The organism is Lysobacter sp. Root667 (assembly GCF_001427715.1).
Classification (GTDB): Bacteria; Pseudomonadota; Gammaproteobacteria; order Xanthomonadales; family Xanthomonadaceae; genus Lysobacter.
Genome location: NZ_LMHF01000009.1, coordinates 934,807 through 953,251 on the forward strand (window position 1 = coordinate 934,807; position 18,445 = coordinate 953,251).

An 18,445-nucleotide genomic window follows, 5' to 3' on the forward strand; every position below is an offset into this window, starting at 1 on the left:
GGACCGCTGCCGCGTTGCTTCGAAGGCCGCGCCCCGCGGACCGTGCGCCGCCGTCCTTGACAGCGGTGGCAACGCGGCTGAGAGTGGGCCGGCTGGGGCGGCCGCCAATGGCCGCCGCAAGGCCATCCAAACTGGAACTGGAAAGGGGAAACAAGGAATGAGCGATATCAACGAATCATCGGTCGACGGTAACTCCGAAGACCGCACCCTGGCGCTGATCACCCATCTGTCGGGAATCTTGCTGGGCTTCATCGTCCCGCTGATCATCTGGCTGATCAACAAGGACAAGCCGGAGAAGGCATTCCTGATCGATCAGTCGAAGGAAGCGCTGAACTTCACCATCACCTTGCTGATCGTCTATGTCGTGCTGACCGTTCTCGCTCCCTTCACCCTGGGGCTCACCGGTCTGGTGTCGATGCTGGTGTGGGTGGTGTCGCTGATTCTCTTCATCATGGCCGGTCTGGCTGCGAACAAGGGTGAACGCTATCGTTACCCGGTTACGCTGCGTCTGATCAAGTAATCGGCGAGCGAGACTGCGGTATTGCGGGCCCGGCATTGCCGGGCCCGTTTCGTTTTGGGAGCCGATTACCTTTCGCCTGGGGCCCGCCGTCGCTTTCTGTGGGAGCGGCGTAAGCCGCGATTGCGAACTCCGAGGTTCGGCGAAGGTTTCGATTCCCAAGTCAAAGGCTTCCGCCCGCTGCGCATGCGGATCACTTCTCTTGCCACTTGCCTTGGGGTAGGAGCGGCGTGAGCCGCGACCACGACCTCCGGCTGCCGCATGAGTTTCGATGCGGATCGGCTTCGCTTTCTGCTTTTTGCTTTCTGTGGGAGCGGCGTGAGCCGCGATCGCGAATCCCAGCTACTTCGTTGGTTTCGTTCTTAAGCAACGGCTTCCGCCCGCTGCGCGTGCGGGTCACTTTCTCTTGCTAGCCCAAGAGAAAGTAACCAAAGAGAAGGGCTTACCTAGACAACCCTCCCGTGCGGGTTCGGTGCTGACGCGGGGACTTTTCGAAGGAACATCCTGTTCCTCGAAAAACGGCGCGCGTCCTGCGCGCCGCCCTTCGGGTCTACGGTTGTTCGTCGTGGTGCGGCTCAATGGATTTCAATGCCAACGGCGCTGCCGCTGCATGTGTGCTTTGTAGGATGCGGTGAGCCACAGGCGAACCGCATCGCCGCGCGAGCCGCATCCGCTGCAGGCGCTACGGACAACCTCGCCTGCCGGCCCTCTCGCCGACCTCAGTGATTCCGCTGCGCGGCGAACTCGCCCAACTCGGTCAGCGCCGCGGCCTTCTCGCCGAACGGAGCCAGCGCCTCATGCATGCCGCGTACCAGTGCGTCCAGGCGCGCGCGCGAACCGTCCAGGCCGATCAAGGCCGGAAACGTCGCCTTGTCCTGGGCCACGTCCTTGCCCGCGGTCTTGCCGAGGGTGGCGCTGCTGCCTTCGATGTCGAGGATGTCGTCGCGGACCTGGAAGGCCAGGCCCAGCGCATGCGCGTAGCGGTCCAGCGCGATCAGCGCCTGGGCGTCGGCGCCGCCGCAGAGCGCGCCCATGCGCACCGCGGCGCGGATCAGGGCGCCGGTCTTGAGCGAATGCAGGCGTTCCAGCGCGGCCAGATCCAGCGAGGCGCCGCCGCCGGTGGCGGCCACGTCCAGCGCCTGGCCGCCGCACATGCCGGCGGCGCCGGCGGCGTGGGCCAGCGTGCTCAGCAGGGCGACACGTACGCCGTCGTCGGTGCGGGCATCGGCCAGCACCGCGAAGGCCAGCGATTGCAGCGCATCGCCGGCCAGGATCGCGGTGGCTTCGTCGTAGGCCACGTGCACGGTCGGCTGGCCGCGACGCAGGGCGTCGTCGTCCATCGCCGGCAGATCGTCGTGGACCAGCGAATAGGCGTGGATCAGTTCGACCGCGGCGGCGGGCGCATCCAGCGCGGCCTCGTCGGCGTCGAACAGCGCGCCGGCGGCGTAGACCAACAGCGGACGCAGGCGTTTGCCGCCGAGCAGCACGGCGTGGCGCATCGCGGCGTGCAGATCCTGTGGCGGCGAGTCCGGGTCGGGCAGCGCGCGCACGAGCGCAGCGTCGGCGCGTTCGCGCCAGACGACCAGGCGCGGGTCACGCATCGGAGGCGTTGTGCGAGCCGGAGTAGGGTTCGGCGCCGGCCGGGTCCTGCGGATCGCTGAGCAGGCGCACGCGCAGTTCGGCCTGTTCCAGCGCGCTCTGGCAACGGCGGTACAGACCCACGCCGCGTTCGTAGGCGGCGAGCGAGTCTTCCAGGCTCATCTCGCCGTGTTCCATCTTTTCGACCAGTTGTTCGAGCGCGTCCAGGGACTGCTCGAAATCGGTCACGGGCGAAGGCTCGGTGGCGGCTTTGCGGGGCATGCGATTAGTGTGCGGCGCGGGGTCGGCGGGGTCAACGCATGCGCGGCCGGGCGGCGCTCAGGCGCGCCAGACCAGGCGCGCGCCGCGTTCGCGCAGCCAGCGGTCGAGATTGGCGGAATAGGCCAGATCGGCGGCCGCCAGCAGCACGCCGTCGCGCGACAGCAGTGGCAGCCTGCGGCGCTCCCAGGGCGGTACGCCCAGCTCCTGCAGGACCTGCTTGAGCGCGTGGCTGTGCTCGCGGCCGGGCAGGACCATGCGTTCGCCGCCGACGCGCGCGTGGACCTCGCAGGCGCCTTCCAGCGCGCTCGCGCCTTCCAGGCGCAATTCGCCGCCTCCGGGCAGCGCCAGCGGCGCGCGGCCGTCCCAGGGCGTGCGCCAGCCGGGCGGCAGGGCGGCGGACCGCGTTTGTGCATGCAGCAGGTCGCGCCAGGCGCGGATGCTCGCGCCGTGCCAGGCGAACTCGGCTTCGGCGTCGTCGCGCGCCGCCAGCAGTTCGCGTTCGATCTGGACGACGCCCACGGCCGGCAAGGGAGGCAGGCCGAGTTCGGCGATCCAACGCCGCAGCACCCGGGCGCGGCGCGCGGACGGCAGCGTGCGCAAGCCCGCGCGCGACAGGGCCTGCGGATCGGCGCTGCGGACCTGGGCCAGGGCGAGCGCGTCGCCTTGCTCCAGCAGCGCCGCCGCCTGCGCGTTCAGGCCGGCCGAGGCCGCCAATGCCGCATCGGCCTGCAGCCAGCGTTCGCGCAGCAGCGGCAGCACGCGCCGGCGCAGGAAATTGCGGTCGTAGGCATCGTCGGCGTTGCTGGGGTCTTCGATCCAGCGCAGGCCGCGATCGCGCGCGTAGCGTTCGAGCGCGCTGCGTGGCAGTTCCAGCAAGGGCCGCCACAAGCGGCCGCGGCCGCAGTCGCGCCAGCGCCGCATCGCCGCCAGACCGTCCGGGCCGGAGGCGCGCAGCGCGCGCAGCAGGAAGGTCTCGGCCTGATCGTCGCGATGGTGGGCCAGGGCCAGGGTCTCGCCTTCGCCCAGCCCGCGCTCGAAGGCGGCATGACGCGCGCGCCGCGCCGCGGCCTCGGGGCCGTCGCCGCCGTCGCGGGTCACGTTCACCTGCGACACCGTCAGCGGAACGCTGAGTGCCGCGCACTCCGCGGCGCAGTGCGCGGCCCAGTCGTCGGCCTGCGCGTGCAGCCCATGATGCACGTGCCAGGCGCGCAAGCCGCGCGCGCGCGCGGCCGGCGTCTCGGCCAACAGATGCAGCAACGCGGTCGAATCCAGGCCGCCGCTGTAGCCCACGCACAGCGGCCCCTGCGGCAGGTCGCGCAGGGCGTCGGCGAACGGGGAGGGCGCATGCGGCGGCATCCGCCGATGGTGCCACGGCGGTGGGACGGAGCAACCCATCGATGGCGCTGTATCCGCCGCGCAGCGGGCTTACTGTCTCGTCACCCCCTATCGAGACGCTGCATTGGCCCGCCTGTTCGACCCGTACCCGCAACGCTCCGTGACCCTGCGCAACCGCATCGCGGTTTCGCCGATGTGCCAGTACTCGGCGATCGACGGCATGCCCGAGAACTGGCACTTGGTGCACCTGGGCAGCCGCGCGGTCGGCGGCGCGGGCGTGGTCCTGACCGAAGCGACCGCGGTCTCGCCCGAAGGCCGGATTTCGCCCAGCGACACCGGCATCTGGAACGATCGCCAGGGCGAAGCCTGGTCGGAAATCGCCTGCTTCATTCGCGCCAACGGCGCCGTGCCGGGCATGCAGCTGGCGCATGCCGGCCGCAAGGCCAGCGTCGAGCCGCCGTGGCTGGGCGGGCGCGCGATCGCGCCGGGTTACGGCGGCTGGACGCCGGTGGCGCCGTCGCCGCTGCCGTTCGCCGATGGTTCGACGCGGCCGCGCGCGCTGGATACCTGCGGTCTGGCCAACGTCGTCGACGATTTCGCCGCCGCCGCGCACCGCGCGCTCGCGGCCGGTTTCCAGCTGATCGAGCTGCATGCCGCGCACGGTTATCTCTTGCACGAATTCCTGTCGCCGCTGAGCAACCGCCGCGACGACGGCTACGGCGGCGATTTCGACAGCCGCACGCGCCTGCTGCGCGAAGTGCTGGCGGCGGTGCGCGAAGTCTGGCCCGAACGCCTGCCGCTGTGGCTGCGGGTGTCGGCGACCGATTGGGTCGAGGGCGGCTGGGACGTCGAACAGAGCATCGAGCTGGCGCGCATCGTCAAATCGCTGGGCGTCGATCTCATCGACGTGTCCAGCGGAGGCCTGATGCCCGAAGTGCGCATTCCGGTCGGCCCCGGCTACCAGGTGCCGTTCGCTGCGCGCATCCGCCGCGAAGCCGGTATCGCCACCGGCGCGGTCGGCCAGATCACCGATGCCGCGCAGGCCGAACACATCGTCGACAGCGGCGAAGCCGACGTGGTCCTGCTGGCGCGCGAACTGCTGCGCGACCCGTATTTCCCGCGCCGCGCTGCGGCGGAGCTGGGCGCGGAGCTGCATGGGCCGGATCAGTATTTGCGGGCTTGGTAGCCCGAGTCGCGTCCGACCGCGCGGCTAGCGCGCGGTCGCAGTGGGTTTTAGCCGCGCCAGATCGCGATCCGGATCGATGCTTGTGGTGCTGATGCCGAATTGCTGAGCAACGTGCGTGTAACGCTTACGAAAGCGCTCCGGGTTTCGACTCGGATCGAAATAGGACGGCCCGCGCATCAAGGCGATCAATGCGATGCGCTCAGCCTGGGTCGTTTGCTCGAACGGCACGCCGAAGTAGGCGGGAGCTGCTTCGTCCAGACCGTGCGCGTCGCGACCCATCCAGGCGCGGTCGAACGTGAGGTCTGCAATCTGTTCGGGTGCTTGTTCGTTGCTTAGACGAATGACGGCAGCGATGTCTGCCATGTGCCAGCGGGCGCCGCGTAACTCTCGCGCGTGTTCGAGCGCAATCTGACGCGCCGTTGAAGTCAGTAGCTGATGCTCAGGCGGAGGAGGATGAGGCCACCGATCCTCCTGAGTATCGCTATAAACCTGCCAGATCAACTTCAGAGGATCGAGTGGCTCGACCCGCATCGGTCCTTCGCCGCCCAGCGACGCCCAGTAGATCGCACGCACTTCGTCGGGGTAGCTGCGCTGCGCGCGTGGCAGTTCATGCGGAAGCGCGCTCGCCCCATACCAATACAAGCCGTAAACCAGCGACACGAACGCCGCGATCAGCGCCAACACCGCGCCGACGATCCATTTCGGCCAGCCGCCCACGTCGCCGGCCGCGCGCTTACGCGGCCTCGTACGCCCCGTAGCCGCGCAGGCGCTCGTAGCGGCGCTGCAGCAGTTCCGGGGTCGGGATCTGTTCCAGCGCGTCGAGTTCGTTCAGCAGCACGGCCTTGAGCCGGGTCGCCATCTGCTTGGGATTGCGATGCGCGCCGCCGATCGGCTCGCGCACGATCTTGTCGATCAGGCCCAGCTCGAACAGGCGCTTGGCGGTCAGGCCCAGCTGTTCGGCGGCGTCCTTGGCTTTTTCCGCGGTCTTCCACAGGATCGAGGCGCAGCCTTCGGGGGTGATGACCGAGTAAGTGCTGTATTCCAGCATCAGGGTGCGGTCGCCCACGCCGATCGCGAGCGCGCCGCCGGAGCCGCCTTCGCCGATCACGGTGCAGATCACCGGGATCTTGAGTTCGGCCATTTCCAGCAGATTGCGCGCGATCGCTTCGGACTGGCCGCGCTCTTCGGCGTCGATGCCCGGCCAGGCGCCGGCGGTGTCGATGAAAGTCAGCAGCGGCAGCTTGAAGCGCTCGGCCATCTTCATCAGGCGCAGCGCCTTGCGGTAGCCCTCGGGGCGCGGCATGCCGAAGTTGCGGCGGATCTTGCTCTTGGTGTCGCGGCCCTTCTGGTGGCCGATGATGACCACCGAGCGGCCGTCGATGCGGCCCAGGCCGCCGACGATGGCGGCGTCGTCGGCGAAGGCGCGGTCGCCGGCCAGTTCCTGGAACTCGTCGCAGAACACCCGGATGTAGTCCAGGGTGTAGGGGCGCGCCGGGTGGCGGGCCAGCTGCGAAATCTGCCAGGGGCTGAGGTCGCGGAAGATCTGCGCGGTACGCAGGCGCAGCTTGTCCTGCAGGGCGTGGATCTCGGAATCGATGTCGACCGCCGGCCCACTGTTGGCGTGGCGCAGTTCCTGGATCTTGGCTTCCAGGTCGGCGATGGGCTGCTCGAAGTCGAGGTAGTTCGGATTCATGCTCGGGCCGGGGCCGGAAAGGGGCACAGTCTAGCCCAGCGACCACGACCGTACCGAGGGGTTGGGTAGCGTATCGCGGTGTTGCGATACGTAAGCGACGGTTTCTGCTGCGGAAAATTCGCGCCGCGGCTCAGTTCGCCCAGGGCTTGGCCAGGGTCAGCTTGACCGCGCGCACGCCGGGCTGGGCGCGCAAGGTGCCGACCAGGTCGGCGTCCACACGCACCGACTGGCTGCCGTTGAGGTCGAGCATGCCGGCCGCGCCGGTGCGCAGCAGGTCCAGGCGGATCGGGGTCTGGCCGGGGCGGTTCTTGGCCAGCAGGGCGTCGACGCGTTGCCAGGTGCCGGGCACGCGCAGGTCCAGGCGCATCGACAGGCGTTGGGCGTGCTTGGCGCAGACCTGCGAGTAGTCCCAGCAGCGTTGCGCGCGCAGGGCGAAGCCGCCGCTGAAGGCGTCCTCGCGCAGGCCGCCCTGCACGACCAGCAGACGGTCGCGCGCGAGCATGGACGCGAATTCGCTGTAGGTCTCGGCGAAGAAGGCGCATTCCAGGCGGCCGCGGCCGTCCTCGATCTGCACGAACATCTGGCTGTCGCCCTTCTTGCGCAGGCCGACGACCTGGCCGGCGACCACCACTTCCAGCTCCGGGCGCCAGCCGCTGCGCGCGCTTTCCGGGCGGTTTTCCCAGATCCGGTCGAGCTCGCCCAGGTCGTTGCCGACCAGGCCGCGCAGTTCGTCGCGGTAGGGATCGAAGGGATGGCCGCTGAGGTAGTGGCCGAGGGTTTCGCGTTCGCCGGCCAGCAGCTGCGCCAGCGGCCATTCGTCGGCCTCCGACAGGTCCAGGTGCAGCGCCGGCGCCGCGGCTTCGAAGCCGCCGAACAGCGAGACCTGGCCGGCGTCGCGCTCGCGCGCGAGCTGGTCGGTGGCCTTGAGCACTTCCGGCAATTGCAGCATCAGGCTCGCGCGGTTCTTGCCCAGGCGGTCGAGCGCGCCGGCCTGGGTCAGCGCTTCCAGGGCGCGCCGGTTGAGCTTGCCGCTGTCGACGCGTTTGCAGAAATCCAGCAGATCGTCGAAGGGACCGGCGCGGCGCGCGTCGACGATGGCCTCGCAGGCGCCGCGGCCGACGCCCTTCACCGCGCCCAGGCCGTAGCGGATGGTGCGCGCGTCCTTGGCTTCGAACATGTAGGCCGAGGCGTCCACGTCCGGCGGCAGCACGTCCAGGCCCATGGTGCGGGCTTCGTCGAGGAAGCCGACGATCTTGTCGGTGTTGTCCATGTCCGACGACAGCACCGCGGCCATGAACTCGGCCGGGTAGTGCACCTTGAGCCAGGCGGTCTGGTAGGCGACCAGGGCGTAGGCGGCCGAGTGCGACTTGTTGAAGCCGTACTCGGCGAACTTCTCCATCAAGTCGAAGATCGGGCTGGCCTGCTTGGCCGGGATGCCGCGCTCGGCGCAGCCGGCCTCGAACTTGGCGCGCTCCTTGGCCATCTCCTCGGGCTTTTTCTTGCCCATCGCGCGGCGCAGCATGTCGGCGCCGCCGAGCGTATAGCCCGCCAGCACCTGCGCGATCTGCATCACCTGTTCCTGGTACACGATGACGCCGTAGGTCGGCGACAGCACGGGTTCCAGCGAGGGGTGCGGGTAACTGACTTCGGTGTTGCCGTGCTTGCGGTCGACCCATTCGCGATCCATCCCCGAGCCCAGCGGGCCGGGGCGGAACAGCGCGGCGAGCGCGATGATGTCTTCGAAGGTGTCGGGCTTGGCGCGCTTGAGCAGCTCGCGCATGCCGCGCGATTCGAACTGGAACACCGCGACCGTGTCGCCGCGCGCGAACAGCTCGTAGCTGAGCTTGTCGTCGAGCTCCAGCGCGGTGATGTCCAGCGGCGCTTCGCCGGCGGCGGCGCGGCGCACGTTGATCGCCTTCACCGCCCAATCGATGATGGTGAGCGTGCGCAGGCCGAGGAAGTCGAACTTGACCAGGCCGACCGCTTCGACGTCGTCCTTGTCGAACTGGGTGACCGGATTCCTGCCGCGGCCCTCGCCGTCGTGTTCGGCGAACAGCGGGCAGAAGTCGCTCAGCGGCGAGGGCGCGATCACCACGCCGCCGGCGTGTTTGCCGGCGTTGCGGGTCAGGTCTTCCAGGCTCAGCGCCAGGTCGAGCAGGTCGCGCACGTCGTCTTCGGTGCGGTAGCGGTCGATCAGGTCGGCCGAAGCCAGCATCGGGTTCTGCTTGGCCGCGTCGGAATTGCCGAGCGCGTCGTCCAGGCTGATGCCCAGGGTGTTCGGGATCAGCTTGGCGATGCCGTCGACGAAGCCGTACGGATGGCCGAGCACGCGTCCGGAGTCGCGCACCACCGCCTTGGCGGCCATGGTGCCGTAGGTGATGATCTGGCTGACCCGGTCGCGGCCGTACTTGGCGGCGACGTAGTCGATGACTTCGTCGCGGCGGTCCATGCAGAAGTCGATGTCGAAGTCGGGCATCGACACGCGTTCCGGGTTCAGGAAGCGCTCGAACAGCAGGTCGTAGGGCAGCGGGTCGAGGTCGGTGATGCCCAGCGCCCAGGCCACCAGCGAACCGGCGCCGGAACCGCGGCCCGGACCGACCGGGATGCCGTGGTCCTTGGCCCAGTTGATGAAGTCCGCGACGATCAGGAAGTAGCCGGGGAAGCCCATCTTGATGATGACGTCGAGCTCGATCTCCAGGCGCTCGTCGTAGTCCTGGCGGCTCTTGCCCTCGGCCAACGGGGCTTTTTCCAGGCGCTTTTCCAGGCCTTCGTGCGCGGAGTTGCGCAGCCAGCTCTCGATGGTGTGCTCGCTCGGCACCGGAAACGCGGGCAGGGCATATTCGCCGAGCTTGAGTTCGACGTTGCAGCGCGTCGCCAGCGCCAGCGCGTTGTCGATCGCGTCGGGGATATCGGCGAACAGCTCGGCCATCTCCTCCGACGACTTCAGGTATTGCTCTTCGCTGTAGTCGCGCGGACGCTTGGGGTCGTCGAGCACGCGGCCCGACGCGATGCACACGCGCGCCTCGTGCGCTTCGAAACCGTCGCGGTCGAGGAAGCGGGCGTCGTTGCTGGCGACCACGGCCAGGCCGCGCTTGCTGGACGCGTGCAGGGCGAAGGCGTTGAATGCGTCCTCGCCGTCGCGGCGGGTACGGGTCAGTTCCAGGTGCAGGCGATCGTCGAGCACGCTCTGCCAGTCGGCGATCCAGGCCTCGGCCAGCTCGTGGCGTCCGCCGATCGCCAGGCGTCCGCCCAGACTGTGGCGGCCGGCCATGGCGAACAGGCCGGCGTTGTCCTCGCGCAGCCATTCCGGGCGCAGCACCACGCCGTCGATGCGCTGGCCTTCCAGCCAGGCGCGGCTGAGCAGGCGCGACAGGGTCAGGTAGCCGCCGCGGTCGCGGCACAGCAGGGTCATGCGCGAGGGCGTTTCGTTGCCGTCGGCCATGCCGATGTCGGCGCCGATGATCGGCTTCAGGCCCGCGCCTTCGGCGGCCTTGTAGAACTTGACCGTGGCGAACAGGTTGTCGATGTCGGTCAGGGCGACCGCGGGCTGGCCCAGGCTCGCGCAGCGTTTGACCAGCTCGCCGATGCGGATCGTCGAGTCGGCTAGCGAGTATTCGCTGTGCAGGTGGAGATGAACGAAGCGTGCGGACATGCGACAACCGGCGTGACAGCCAGCAGGTTAGCAGCCCGGCCGCCGGGTACAAGGCTTGACATCGCGGCCGCCGTCCGACGCCCGCGCCGGATGGCGCGAATCGCTGCCGTTGCGCGCCGATCGCCGCGCTTTCGCGCGCGTTCGGCCGTGCCCGCCACGGGCGTCAGGTCACCCGGAACGGCGATTCGGCGGCGTGGAACGCCGGCGCATAGTGATAATCGTGGATGCGCACGCGCTGCTGCAGCAGGGCGATTTCGTCCAGGCGCTCGCGCACCCAGGCCGCGCGCAGTTCGGCGCCGTTGCCGTCCGGATGGCTGACCTCGCGGTAGGCGCAGAAATCGCGGTAGTCCTCGGCCTCCTCGGCGAAGGCCGGCCAGGCCAGTTCGATCAGCAGCACGTCGTCGAGCAGGCCCAGCAGCGGCATCCGGTCGGGGATCAGGCCGTCGTCGTTCTCGATGTAGGCGAACAGCTTGGCCAGGCGCGCGCGCATGGCCTCGTCGCAGTCCCAGTCGGGATCGGCGAGCATGCCGCGCAGCTCCTGCAGGCGTTGCAGGCGCTCGTCTACGACGGCGCGCGCCTGCTCGGTCGGCATCGCGCTCAGCCAGGCGGCCAGGCGCTGCAGGCGGGTGGCGTCGACGCGGGCGGCGTCGGGGTGGAGTTCGTGGACCAGGGCGTCGAAGGCGGCGATCGCGGCAGGCGTGAGCGCCATCGCCGGTTCCGGCGTGGGCGCTGCGGCGTGATCGGATTCGAACGGCAGGGGTTGCGAAGTCGGGGTCGGATGGGGCGTGCGCATGGTGCACCTCCGGGTCCGGCCATGGGAGCGGGGCGTCGGGCACGGCCGGAGTGCGTCGACCCTCATCCTTAAGGATGCCGCGGCAGCATGCGTGGTTGCCAAGCCTGGGCGCGCCTGCGGAAAGTCGCCGTGACCTAGGGCACGGGGCGGCTGTTCAGCCGACGGGCGGTCGCCGCGAAGACCGCTCGATCTGTTGCGTAGTGTAGCGCTACTTCCCTGGGAGTCGTCGCGATCGTGGAAGGCTCGCGGAAGGCGCGCGCCGCGGGCGGCTTTGCGGGTAGCGCTAGCCGGGCAGTTCGGCGAAGACGTGGTCGGTGGAGGTTGTGGCGGTGGCGCAGGCCGCGCTCAGCCGACCGCGATCGCTTCGGCGAAGGCTTGCGGCGTCAGCGCCGCGCGCACCGGAGCGAAGCTGCGGCGGTGCTGCGGGCAGGGGCCGTGCGCGGCCAGCGCGGCCAGGTGCGCAGGCGTGCCGTAGCCCTTGTGTTCGTCGAAGCCGTACTGCGGCCACTGCGCATGCAGTTCGCGCATGTGGCGGTCGCGCGAGACCTTGGCCAGGATCGACGCGGCCATGATCGCGCGGTCGCGCGCGTCGCCGCCGATCAGTGCCTCGGCCGGGCAGGGCAGGCCGCGCGGCAGGGCGTTGCCGTCGATGCGCGCCAGTTCGGCGGCGTGCGCGACCGCTTCGACCGCACGGCGCATGCCGGCCATGGTGGCCTGGAAGATGTTGATGCGGTCGATCTCGTCGACTTCGACGTAGACCACGCTCCAGGCCAGCGCGCGTTCGACGATGCGCGCGTACAGCGCTTCGCGGCGCTGCGCGCTGAGTTGTTTGGAATCGTCCAGGCCGTTGACCGGCGTGCGCCCCGGGCCCAGCACCACCGCGGCGACCACCACCGGGCCCGCGAGCGGGCCGCGTCCGGCTTCGTCGACGCCGGCGATGCGTTGCGCGCCGCGCGCCACGGCCAAGTCCAGCGTCATCTGGCCTGGGAGCTCAGTCATGGCCGGTCGGCAGCAGGTCGGCGACCGCGTCGGCGGCGCGCGCGGAGGCGTCGCGGCGCAGGCTGGCGTGGATCCGTTCGAAGCGCGCCGGCAGCGCCGCCGCCAGCGTGCGGTCGCGCAGCAGCGCGAGCGTGGCCTGGGCCAGCTTCTCGGGCGTGCAGTCGTGCTGCATCAGCTCCGGCACCACGCGCTCGCCGGCGAGCACGTTGGGCAGCGAGTAGGTGTCGGTCTTGAGCAGGCCGAAGGTCTTGACCAGGGTGTAGGTCAGCGGCGCGATCTTGTAGGTCACCACCATCGGCCGCTTGGCCAGCATCGCTTCCAGGGTCGCGGTGCCGGAGGCCAGCAGGACCACGTCGCTGGCGACCATCACCGTGCGTGCGCCGCCGTCGGTGACGTGCAGCGCCGGGCGCAGGGCGGCCGCGTCCGGGTGCGCGGCCAGCACGCGCTCGAAGGCGGCGCGGGCCTGGGCGTTGGCCATCGGCGCGACCACGCTCAGGCGCGGCTCGGCCGCGCGCAGGCGCGCCGCGGCGGCGAGGAAGTCGCCGCTCAGGCGTTCGACTTCGCCGACCCGCGAACCCGGCAGCAGCGCCAGCACCGGCGCCTCGTCGTCCAGGCCCAGGCGCATGCGCGCTTCTTCGCGGTCGGGCTGCAGCGGCATCTCGTCGGCCAGTGGATGACCGACGAAGCGCGCATCGACGCCGTGGCGCTCGTAGATCGCCGGCTCCATCGGGAACAGGCACAGCACGCGGTCGGCGGAACGGCCGATCTTCTCCGCGCGCTTCTCGCGCCAGGCCCAGACCGAGGGGCTGACGTAGTGCACGGTCTTGACCCCGCGCTGCTTGAGCCAGCGTTCGACGCCGAGGTTGAAGTCCGGCGCATCGATGCCGATGAACACGTCGGGCTTCCAGTCGAGCACGCGCTTGCGCAGCTCGCTGCGCAGGCTCAGCAGCCGCGGCAGGTGCTTGAGCACTTCGACGATGCCCATCACCGCCAGTTCGGAGGCGTCGTACCAGGAATCCAGGCCCGCGGCCTGCATCTGTTCGCCGCCGACGCCGACGAACAGCGCGCCGGGATGACGGCGCTTGAGTTCGGCGATCAGGCCGGCGCCGAGCAGGTCGCCGGAGGCCTCGCCGGCGACCAGGGCGATGCGCAGCGGGGGCGGCGGCGGGGCCGGGAAGATGTCTTCGACGGCGGCAGCGGGGGCGGTGGCGTTCATCGGGGGAAATGGCGCTCCAGTTCTTGCTCGTACTGCGCGCGGTCGAACACGAAGCGCGCCACGGGCGTCAGCTCGGGGGCTGAGCTGTCGGCGGCATTGTGCCCTGCCAAGGGGCCATCGTCGTCCTCATGGGTCACATCCTGCCAAAGCACGTGATCGCCGTCCGTTTCCAGGCGGCAGGAGATCACGCCGCAGTAGTCGCTACCGCAGTGGCAGCGGTACAGGACCAGGCGACCGGAGCCGAATTGATTGGGCGCCGGGATGCGGCCCAGGAACGCGTCCCGCCCGAGCTCGCGCTCGGGCAGGGGCAGTTCGGGGTCGAGATCGGTGCCGTGGCGCCGCAGGTCGCGGGCGATGCCCAGCCACTGGCACAGCGGGCGTTCGTCGATGAACAGTTCGGTGACCGCCCAGCGCTGCGGCCGGCCGTCGATGCGGTCTTCGGCGACGGCCTCGCCGATGCGCAGGCGATGTAAGGCCGCGGCCATGCTCAGCGCAGCAGCGGGCGCTCGCCGGCGTCGATGAAGGCCAGCAGCGCACGCACGTCGTCGCTGTCGCCGGCCAGCGCGATCAGTTTGCCGCGCGCTTCTTCCAGCGAGGTGCCGGACATATACAGGGCGCGGTAGGCGCGCTTGATCGCGGCGATGCGCTCGGCGTCGAAGCCGCGGCGCTTGAGGCCTTCGCTGTTGATGCCGCGCGGGCGGCCGTAGCCGTCCTGCGCCACCATCACGAACGGCGGCACGTCGCCGTTGACGAACGCGCCCATGCCGATGAAGGCGTGCGCGCCGATCCGGCAGAACTGGTGGATGCCGGCGAAGCCGCTGAGGATGACGTGGTCGCCGACCGCGACGTGGCCGGCCAGGGTCGCGTTGTTGGAGAACACGCACTGGTTGCCGACCACGCAGTCGTGGGCGACGTGGACGTAGGCCAGCAGCCAGTTGTCGTCGCCGATGCGGGTGGCGCCGCCGCCGTTGCCGGTGCCGCGGTTGACGGTGACGAATTCGCGGAAGGTGTTGCGGTCGCCGATCACCAGTTCGGTGCGCTCGCCGGCGAACTTCTTGTCCTGCGGGTCGCCGCCGATCGCGCACTGGGCGACGAAGTGGTTGTCGCGGCCGATCCGGGTCGGGCCGCGGATCACGCAATGCGGACCGACCACGGTGCCGTCGCCGATCTCGACCTCGTCGCCGATGTAGCTGAAGGCGCCCACGCGCACGCCGGCGCCGAGCCTGGCGCCCGGCTCGATCACCGCGCTGGGATGGATCGCGCTGGAGGAGGTCGGCTCACTCATACGATCTTGCTCACGCGGTTCAGGCCTTGGCCTCGGCGCAGACGATCTCGGCGCAGGCGACCTGCTCGCCGTCGACGCGGGCGATGCCGGTGTAGATGGCGACATTGCGGATCACGCGCTTGACGGTCACGTCCAGCTCCAGGCGGTCGCCGGGGACGACCATCTTGACGAACTTGGCGCCGTCGATCTTGACCAGGTAGAACAGGCGGCCGTCGGCGCTGGACTGGGTCGACAGCTGGGTCAGGATGCCGCCGGCCTGGGCCAGGGCCTCGACCACCAGCACGCCCGGCATCACCGGGTGACCGGGGAAGTGGCCGTTGAAGAAGGGTTCGTTGGCGGTCACGTTCTTGTACGCGAGCACGCGCTTGAAGGGCTCGAACTCGACCACGCGGTCGACCAGCAGGAACGGGTAGCGGTGCGGCAGCAGGTTCTGGATCGCGGGGACATCGATCGGGAGTTGCACGGTAGGGCTCATTTCGGTTCCTTGTCGGCAGCCGCCACACGCCTTGCGAGCGCGTCGAGCTGCTTGAAGCGGGCGGCGTTCTTGCGCCAACTGCGATTGTCCATCAACGGGGTGCCCGAGGAATACTCGCCGGGCTCGCGAATCGAGCTGGTCACCAGGCTCATGGCGGTGACCGTGACCCGATCGCAGATTTCCAGGTGGCCGAGCACGCCGGCGGCGCCGCCGATCATGCAGTAGCGGCCGATCCGGGCGCTGCCGGCCACCGCCGAGCAGCCGGCCATGGCGCTGTGGGCGCCGATGTGGACGTTGTGGCCGATCTGGATCTGGTTATCGAGGCGGACGTCGTCTTCGAGCACGGTGTCCTCAATCGCGCCGCGGTCGATGGTGGTGTTGGCGCCGATCTCGCAATCGTCGCCGACCGACACGCCGCCCAGCTGCGGCACCTTGATCCAGTGCGGCTCGCTGTCGGGCAGGCGTTCGAAGGCCAGGCCGAAGCCGTCGGCGCCGAGCACCGCGCCGGGGTGCACCAGCACGCGCCGGCCCAGGCGCACGCGCGTGACCAGGGTGACGCGCGCGACGAGCTCGCTGCCGGCGCCGACCACGCAGTCGTCGCCGATCACGCAGCCGGGGCCGATGCTGGCGCCGGATTCGACCCGGCTGCGCGCGCCGATGCTGACGAAGGCGCCGATGTGGGCGTCGTCGGCGACCTGGGCGCTGGGGTCGATCGCGGCGGAAGGGTGGATGCCGGGCTCGCGCAGCGGGCGCGGCTCGAACAGGGCGGCCAGATGGGCGAAGGCGACGTAGGGGTCGCGCGCGATCAGGGCGGTGCCGGCGTAAGCTTCGGCGTCGTCCTCGCGCATCACCACCACGCCGGCGCCGCTGTCGGCGAGCTGGCCGCGGTATTTGGGATTGGCCAGGAACGCGAGCTGGTCGCCGCCGGCACGCGCGAGCGTGCCGACGCCGCGCACGCGCGCCTCGCCGTCGCCGCGCAGGCCGAGCGCGAAACGCTCGGCCAGCTCGCGGGCGGTGTAGTCGGGCGTCAACACGGGGCGGTGCCGGGGGCGACCGCCGCCGTCAGAACGTGCCGCCGAAGGTGAACTGCAGGCGCTCGAGCTCGTCGCCTTCCTTGATCTTCTGTCCGGAGGCGTTGAACACCGCGTCCTCCTTCTTCAGCGGGAAGGCGTAGCTGATCGAGATCGGTCCCATCGGCGAGCGCCACATCAGCGAGATGCCGGTGGACGCGCGCAGTTCGCCGGCGTCGAAGGCGTCGTAGTTCTTGTAGACGTTGCCGACGTCGATGAAGGCCGACACGCGCGCCTGCGGGGTGTCCAACAGGGTCGGGAAGTACATTTCCAGCGAACCGACGGTCTTGAACGAGCCGCCGACCGGCTGGGTGAAGGTGCTGGTCGGGGCGGCGCCTTCGCGCGGACCCAGGGTGTTGTCGGTGAAACCGCGCACCGAGCGCACGCCACCGGCGTAGAAGTTCTCGAAGAACGGCAGGCCGTCGGCGGTGACGGTGCGGCCGGTCAGCGGGCCGGCGCCGTCCGGGTCCGGGATCACGCGGGTGACCGCGTCGCCGTAGCTGTCGCCGTAGCCGAGTTCGGCGCGGGTGTTGAGCACGAAGTGGCGCGAAATCGGCCAGAACTTGGAGATGTTGTAGTTGAGCTTGTAGTACTCGACGGTCGAGCCGGGCAGGGTCATTTCCAGCCAGACGCGCTGCTGCATGCCGCGGGTCGGGGTCAGCAGGTTGTCGAGCGAGTTGCGCGACCAGCCGAACTCCGCGCGCCAGGCGTGGAAAGTGCGCGTGCCGAGGGCGTCGATGTAGTCGACCAGGCTGAACGGCGTGCCGCCGCGGGTCACCAGGATCTCGTTGCTGTCGATGCCGAACATCGCCGAGACGGTATCGGTCTCGGTGATCGGCAGGCCGAGCACGACCTGGGCCGCGCCGCTGGTGGTCGAGTACTGGGCGGTGTTGTAGTCGGAGTTGTCGAACTCGCGCCACCACAGGTTGTAGCCCAGCGACATGCCGTCGTCGGTGAAGTACGGGTTGGTGTACGAGAAGTCGTAGCGCTGCAGGTAGTCGTTGCGGCTGGCCTGCACGGACACGCGGTTGCCGCTGCCGAGGAAGTTGCTCTGCGACAGCTGGATCTGCGTGGTCAGGCCGGTCAGCTGGGAGAAGCCCAGGCCGAACACGAAGCTGCCCGAGGTGGTTTCCTTGACGTTGTAGACCACGTCGACTTCGTCGTTGCTGCCCGCCACCGGCTGGGTCTCGACGTCGACGGTCTCGAAGTAGCCCAGGCCCTGCAGACGGATCTTGGARCGGTCGATCGCGGCCTGCGAGTACCAGCTGCCTTCGAACTGGCGCATCTCGCGGCGCATGACCTCGTCGCCGGTGCGGGTRTTGCCCTTGAACACSACGCGGCGCACGTTGACGCGCGGGCCCGGCACGACCTGCATGTTGATGGCCACGGTCTTGCCTTCGCGGTCCACGTCCGGGATCGGRTTGACCTGCGCGAACGCATARCCGACGTTGCCCAGGGTCGCGACGATCGCGTCGGAACTGATCTCGAGCAGGCGGCGCGAGAAGATCTGGTCGGGCTTGACGATCACCAGGCGCTCGATNCCGACGTTGCCCAGGGTCGCGACGATCGCGTCGGAACTGATCTCGAGCAGGCGGCGCGAGAAGATCTGGTCGGGCTTGACGATCACCAGGCGCTCGATCTGGTCCTTCGGCAGCACGGTGTCGCCGGTGACCTCGACCTTGGAGACCTTGTACTGGTCGCCTTCGCTGATGCCGGCGGTGATGAACATGTCCTGGCGGTCGGGGCTGATCGAGACCTGGGTCGATTCGATGTTGAAATCGACGTAGCCGCGATCGAGGTAGTAGTTGTTGAGCTTTTCCAGGTCGCCGGACAGCTTCTCGCGCGAGTACTGGTCGTCGCGGCGGTACCAGCTGAGCCAGTTGTGCTCGCGCGATTCCCAGCTGTCGACGATGTTTTCCTGCTCGAACTTCTCGTTGCCGATCAGGTTGATGTGGCGGATCTTGGCGGCCTTGCCTTCCTTGACCGTGATGGTCAGGTCGACGCGGTTGCGGTCCAGGCGGGCGACGGTCGGGGTGATCTCGACGTTGTACTTGCCGCGGTTGTTGTACTGCTTGGTGAGCTCCTGGGTGACCTTGTCCAGGGCCAGGCGGTCGAAGGTGTCGCCTTCGGCCAGGCCGGCTTCCTTGAGGCCGCGCAGCAGGTCTTCGCTCTTGATGTCCTTGTTACCGGTCAGGGTCAGCTTGTTGATCGCCGGACGCTCGGTCACGGTGACCACGACGATGCTGCCCTGGCGGCCGATCTGCACGTCTTCGAAGAAGCCGGTCTTGTACAGCGCGCGGATCGCATCGCCGGCCTTGGCGCCGTCCATGGTGTCGCCGCGTTCGATCGGCAGGTAGGTGAACA

General features: G+C 69.3%; 15 protein-coding genes and 2 pseudogenes. 2 read left to right on the forward strand and 15 right to left on the reverse strand.

Features of this window, described 5'->3' with window-relative positions:
* Window positions 1-157: 157 nt before the first annotated feature.
* Window positions 158-520, forward strand: coding sequence for a DUF4870 domain-containing protein (locus tag ASD78_RS07780; protein WP_055902510.1), 363 nt, complete (start codon window positions 158-160; stop codon window positions 518-520).
* Window positions 521-1,236: 716 nt separating this feature from the next.
* Here ASD78_RS07780 and ASD78_RS07785 read toward each other — a convergent pair.
* Genes ASD78_RS07785 through tilS form a run of 3 tightly spaced genes read right to left on the reverse strand, consistent with a single transcriptional unit; the run spans window position 1,237 to window position 3,733 of the window.
* Window positions 1,237-2,118, reverse strand: a complete 882-nt coding sequence (locus ASD78_RS07785) for a farnesyl diphosphate synthase (protein WP_056099758.1) — start codon at window positions 2,116-2,118, stop codon at window positions 1,237-1,239.
* Window positions 2,111-2,377: an exodeoxyribonuclease VII small subunit gene (locus ASD78_RS07790; protein ID WP_055902506.1), complete on the reverse strand. Its 267-nt coding sequence runs from the start codon at window positions 2,375-2,377 to the stop codon at window positions 2,111-2,113. Before ASD78_RS07790 ends, ASD78_RS07785 begins: the two co-directional genes overlap by 8 nt.
* 57 nt (window positions 2,378-2,434) lie before the next feature.
* A complete protein-coding gene (gene tilS / locus ASD78_RS07795) occupies window positions 2,435-3,733 on the reverse strand; it encodes a tRNA lysidine(34) synthetase TilS (RefSeq protein ID WP_056099763.1) in 1,299 nt (432 codons plus the stop codon).
* Window positions 3,734-3,836: 103 nt separating this feature from the next.
* Between tilS and ASD78_RS07800 the strand changes: the two genes are divergently transcribed.
* A complete protein-coding gene (locus ASD78_RS07800) occupies window positions 3,837-4,898 on the forward strand; it encodes an NADH:flavin oxidoreductase/NADH oxidase (protein WP_055902502.1) in 1,062 nt (353 codons plus the stop codon).
* Window positions 4,899-4,922: 24 nt separating this feature from the next.
* On the opposite strand, the gene ASD78_RS07805 is transcribed toward ASD78_RS07800, so the two are convergent.
* The 12 genes and pseudogenes from ASD78_RS07805 to bamA (ASD78_RS21490) form a co-directional block, all read right to left on the reverse strand.
* Complete coding sequence (locus ASD78_RS07805; protein WP_156087628.1) at window positions 4,923-5,615, reverse strand: transglycosylase domain-containing protein; 693 nt, start codon at window positions 5,613-5,615, stop codon at window positions 4,923-4,925.
* Between the two features lie 16 nt (window positions 5,616-5,631).
* Window positions 5,632-6,591, reverse strand: a complete 960-nt coding sequence (locus ASD78_RS07810) for an acetyl-CoA carboxylase carboxyltransferase subunit alpha (RefSeq protein ID WP_055902497.1) — start codon at window positions 6,589-6,591, stop codon at window positions 5,632-5,634.
* Window positions 6,592-6,721: 130 nt separating this feature from the next.
* Complete coding sequence (gene dnaE / locus ASD78_RS07815; RefSeq protein ID WP_056099770.1) at window positions 6,722-10,243, reverse strand: DNA polymerase III subunit alpha; 3,522 nt, start codon at window positions 10,241-10,243, stop codon at window positions 6,722-6,724.
* Window positions 10,244-10,406: 163 nt separating this feature from the next.
* The gene (locus tag ASD78_RS07820) at window positions 10,407-11,036 is read right to left on the reverse strand and encodes a hypothetical protein (RefSeq protein WP_156087629.1); all 630 of its coding nucleotides are present in this window, start codon (window positions 11,034-11,036) and stop codon (window positions 10,407-10,409) included.
* A 384-nt stretch (window positions 11,037-11,420) separates the two neighbouring features.
* Window positions 11,421-12,014, reverse strand: a pseudogene (gene rnhB, locus ASD78_RS07825) (ribonuclease HII); the annotation flags it as partial.
* Between the two features lie 13 nt (window positions 12,015-12,027).
* Complete coding sequence (gene lpxB / locus ASD78_RS07830; protein WP_056099773.1) at window positions 12,028-13,251, reverse strand: lipid-A-disaccharide synthase; 1,224 nt, start codon at window positions 13,249-13,251, stop codon at window positions 12,028-12,030.
* A complete protein-coding gene (locus ASD78_RS07835) occupies window positions 13,248-13,736 on the reverse strand; it encodes a hypothetical protein (RefSeq protein WP_056099776.1) in 489 nt (162 codons plus the stop codon). The genes lpxB and ASD78_RS07835 overlap by 4 nt, the downstream gene beginning before the upstream one ends.
* Before the next feature lie 2 nt (window positions 13,737-13,738).
* Entirely contained in the window at window positions 13,739-14,536 is a 798-nt protein-coding gene (lpxA, locus tag ASD78_RS07840) for an acyl-ACP--UDP-N-acetylglucosamine O-acyltransferase (protein ID WP_055902484.1), read from the reverse strand.
* A 19-nt stretch (window positions 14,537-14,555) separates the two neighbouring features.
* Entirely contained in the window at window positions 14,556-15,011 is a 456-nt protein-coding gene (fabZ, locus tag ASD78_RS07845) for a 3-hydroxyacyl-ACP dehydratase FabZ (protein WP_055902482.1), read from the reverse strand.
* Window positions 15,008-16,045, reverse strand: coding sequence for a UDP-3-O-(3-hydroxymyristoyl)glucosamine N-acyltransferase (gene lpxD / locus ASD78_RS07850; protein ID WP_055902480.1), 1,038 nt, complete (start codon window positions 16,043-16,045; stop codon window positions 15,008-15,010). Before lpxD ends, fabZ begins: the two co-directional genes overlap by 4 nt.
* A 28-nt stretch (window positions 16,046-16,073) precedes the next feature.
* Window positions 16,074-17,621 (reverse strand): outer membrane protein assembly factor BamA (bamA, locus tag ASD78_RS07855; RefSeq protein ID WP_235566459.1); only part of this gene is annotated, 1,548 nt, incomplete at its 5' end.
* Between the two features lies 1 nt (window position 17,622).
* Window positions 17,623-18,445 (reverse strand): annotated as a pseudogene (bamA, locus tag ASD78_RS21490) (outer membrane protein assembly factor BamA); the annotation flags it as partial.